The organism is uncultured Methanobrevibacter sp. (genome assembly GCF_937906425.1).
Lineage (GTDB): Archaea > Methanobacteriota > Methanobacteria > Methanobacteriales > Methanobacteriaceae > Methanobrevibacter.
Window position 1 is genome coordinate 1 of record NZ_CALCYR010000220.1, and the last position, 3,290, is coordinate 3,290.

Consider the following 3,290-nt stretch of genomic DNA (forward strand, 5'->3'; position numbering starts at 1 on the left):
AATAAAAAAAATAAGGAGAATAAAATAAAAATAACCCTTAAAAATAAAAATAAAAAAAATAAGGAAAATAAAATAAAAATAACCCTTAAAAATAAAAATAAAAAAAATAAGGAGAATAAAATAAAAATAACCCTTAAAAATAAAAATAAAATAAAAATAAGAAAATAAAAAAAAGAAAATAAAAAAATAAGAAAATAGAAAAAATAAGAAAATAGAATAAAAATAGAATGAAAAAAACTTAAAATAAAATAAAAAGAAGAAAATTAGTTTAAAATTAACTAATTAAAAACTAAAAAAAAATAAAATAAAGAGAAAATTAAATTATTTAAACTAAAGCATAACCTGCTTCAAATGCTTGGATATTCTTCTTCTCAGTTCCTTTAGGAACACTATCCAAGATAGCCTCTTTAGCAGCTTCTACTGAAACAACTTCAGTTACCTTAACAATGGCACCGATCATAACAATATTCGCCACAATTCTAAGGCCAATGTCTTCAGCGGCTGTCTTTGTTGCAGCAGCCCTATATAATTTAATCTTATGTTCCTCTACAAAGTCTTGAATTTCCTCTTCAATAATCATGTCAGGATCAATAATCAGGATCCCCCCGTCCTTTAAGTCTCCCATATACTTTATCAAAGCTTCATGAGACATAGCAACAAGAATGTCTGGACTTTGTACTTTCGGATAGTCAATTTCCTCATCACTTAAAACGACTTCAGTTCTGGAAGCACCGCCACGAGCTTCCGGACCGTAGGATTGGGTTTGTACAGCATTGATTTTATCAAAAAGGCTTGCAGCCTTACCGATAATAATTCCAGCCATGATTACTCCCTGACCACCAAAACCAGCAATACGAACTTCAGTTCTCATTTAATCCAACTCCTCAAATGCAGATTTAATAGCTAAAGGTTTTTCTGAAACTTCATCAACAAGTTGGATAGCATTATCAGTTAATTCAGCTCTGGATTTGTTGACAAATTCACCAACAACAATTTTGCCTTCAAGTTCAGACTCTTCCATCTTATCTGCTTTTCTTTTATTAATACTGTTTTCCTTAATCCATTGATGCATAGCTAATGGAGTTTTCATTTTGTTTTTACGTCCATAGTAGGTAGGACATTGGGAAACAACCTCAATAAATGAGAAACCATCATTTTTCAAACCTTTTTGTATTGCTTTGGACAATTGAATAGGATGAGTGGTAGTCCATCTTGCAACATAGGACGCACCGGCTGCCTTAACAAGTTCAGCCAAATCAAATGGCACATCTCTTGAACCGTAAGGTGCTGTTGTACCGAAACTTCCCTTAGGTGAGGTAGGACTGATTTGACCACCGGTCATTCCATAAATATTATTGTTGATACAGATAACAGTAAGATTTACATTTCTTCTTGCAGCATGAATCAAGTGATTTCCACCGATTGAGGCAGCATCACCGTCTCCAGTAAATACTACAACATCCAAATCAGGATTTCCAAGTTTTAAACCTGTAGCAAAACTTAATGCCCTTCCGTGAGTAGTGTGTAAGGAGTCACATTTAACATAACCTGGAACTCTTGAAGAACATCCAATACCTGAAACCATTGCAATATTGTCAAAATCAATGTCAGTAGCTTCCAAACCTTTAAAGAATGTGTTCATCACAATACCATTTCCGCATCCAGGGCAGAAAATGTGAGGTAACCTATCTTCCCTGAGATATTTTTTATAAGGATTTTCTTGTTTAACCATGATTATGCCCCCTATGATTTAATCTCCCTAATTTTTGCCAAGATCTCTTCAGGCTTATGAAGGACTCCACCAATCTTTCCTATAAGGTGTACATTTGCCTCTCCGCCAGCCACTCTTTCAACCTCATGAACCAATTGTCCCAAGTTCATTTCAGGAACAATAATGTCACTTGCAGATTTAGCAATTTCCAAGACTTCCTCTTCTGGGAAAGGCCATGGAGTATCTATCTTTAAAGACCCGACTTTAATGCCTTCTTCCCTTGCTTGTTTAACTGCAGAACCTACGGAACGATATGGTGAACCATAAGAAACAATTACAATATCTGCATCATCGCATAATTCCTTTTTAACAGAGCAGATATCACTGCGGTTATTCAAAACCTTATCACATAATCTTCCAACCAATTTTGCATGGGTTTCAGGAGTGTTGGTATCAGGATAACCTCTTTCATCATGGGTTAATCCTGTAACGTGAATATTGAATCCATCACCAAATGCAGGCATAGTAGTGGTTCCATTTTCAGGAGCGTCAAATGGCAAGTAATCATCACTCATTTCAGGCTTGATTCTTTTTACAATATCGACAGAATCGGGAATGACCAATTTTTCCCTCATATGTCCAACTACCTCATCAGCAAGGATGGTTACAGGAACCCTATACTTTTCAGCCAAGTTAAAAGCCTTTATTGTAAAGTCAAAAAATTCCTGTACAGAGGATGGGGCCAAAGCAATAGGTTCATAATCTCCGTGAGAACCCCAACGTGCCTGCATAATATCAGCTTGAGCAGACATTGTTGGTTGTGCAGTGGAAGGAGAACCTCTTTGAACATTGATGATAACGATAGGAGTTTCTGAAATAAAAGCATAACCGATATTTTCCTGCATAAGGGAAATACCCGGACCTGAAGTGGCAGTCATTGATTTCATACCACTCCAACTAGCTCCAATAATAGCTCCTACAGAAGCGATTTCATCTTCCATTTGAACAAATGAACCTCCGTATTTTGGAAGCAAAACAGACATTTGTTCAGCAATTTCAGTAGATGGAGTAATAGGATAACCTGCAAAGAATCTGCATCCGGCAGCAATTGCGCCTAAGGCACAAGCTTCATTACCTTGGACAAAACGTTCTTCAACCATTATTCCACCTCTCTTTCAACATATATAGCTTGATCAGGACATGATAATTCGCATAAACCACATTTAGTACATCCCTCTTCACGTTCAGGGAATGGAACATATATGTTTTTAGCATTTACTTTATCAGATTTTGAATAAACTTTCTTAGGACATGTTGCTATACAAATATCGCATCCTTTACAAAGCTTAGAATCTATAATAATCATACACTCAACTCTCTTTACAAAAAACAATAAATTAAATTAATTCTAACTAAATGAATTAATTTTAAAAGTTATAATCCCCCTATCTAATCTAATCTAAAACAATTAAAACTAATTAAAACAAAGCACTTTCTTTTAAAGCAGAAATTAATTAAAATTAATTAAAAAAAAACAAAGCACTTTCTTTTAAAGCAGAAATTAATTAAAATTAATTAA

At 34.5% G+C, this 3,290-nt stretch carries 4 protein-coding genes; all 4 read right to left on the bottom strand.

Going from position 1 to position 3,290, the window contains the following annotated elements:
- Positions 1 to 325: 325 nt before the first annotated feature.
- From Q0138_RS06355 to Q0138_RS06370, 4 genes are read right to left on the bottom strand one after another with little or no spacing between them, the layout of a single operon-like run.
- Positions 326 to 871, bottom strand: coding sequence for a 2-oxoacid:ferredoxin oxidoreductase subunit gamma (locus Q0138_RS06355; RefSeq protein ID WP_297982181.1), 546 nt, complete (start codon positions 869 to 871; stop codon positions 326 to 328).
- A complete protein-coding gene (locus tag Q0138_RS06360; RefSeq protein ID WP_297982187.1) occupies positions 872 to 1,735 on the bottom strand; it encodes a 2-oxoacid:ferredoxin oxidoreductase subunit beta in 864 nt (287 codons plus the stop codon).
- Between the two features lie 8 nt (positions 1,736 to 1,743).
- Positions 1,744 to 2,871: a 2-oxoacid:acceptor oxidoreductase subunit alpha gene (locus tag Q0138_RS06365; protein ID WP_297982183.1), complete on the bottom strand. Its 1,128-nt coding sequence runs from the start codon at positions 2,869 to 2,871 to the stop codon at positions 1,744 to 1,746.
- Positions 2,871 to 3,077, bottom strand: coding sequence for a 4Fe-4S dicluster domain-containing protein (locus Q0138_RS06370; protein WP_297982185.1), 207 nt, complete (start codon positions 3,075 to 3,077; stop codon positions 2,871 to 2,873). Before Q0138_RS06370 ends, Q0138_RS06365 begins: the two co-directional genes overlap by 1 nt.
- Positions 3,078 to 3,290 lie beyond the last annotated feature (213 nt).

Bases quoted from the DNA above. Each gene is read 5' to 3' on its own strand.
- Q0138_RS06365 (WP_297982183.1), bottom strand. From the start codon at position 2,871: ATGGTTGAAGAACGTTTTGTCCAAGGTAATGAAGCTTGTGCCTTAGGC.
- Q0138_RS06370 (WP_297982185.1), bottom strand. From the start codon at position 3,077: ATGATTATTATAGATTCTAAGCTTTGTAAAGGATGCGATATTTGTATA.
- Q0138_RS06355 (WP_297982181.1), bottom strand. From the start codon at position 871: ATGAGAACTGAAGTTCGTATTGCTGGTTTTGGTGGTCAGGGAGTAATC.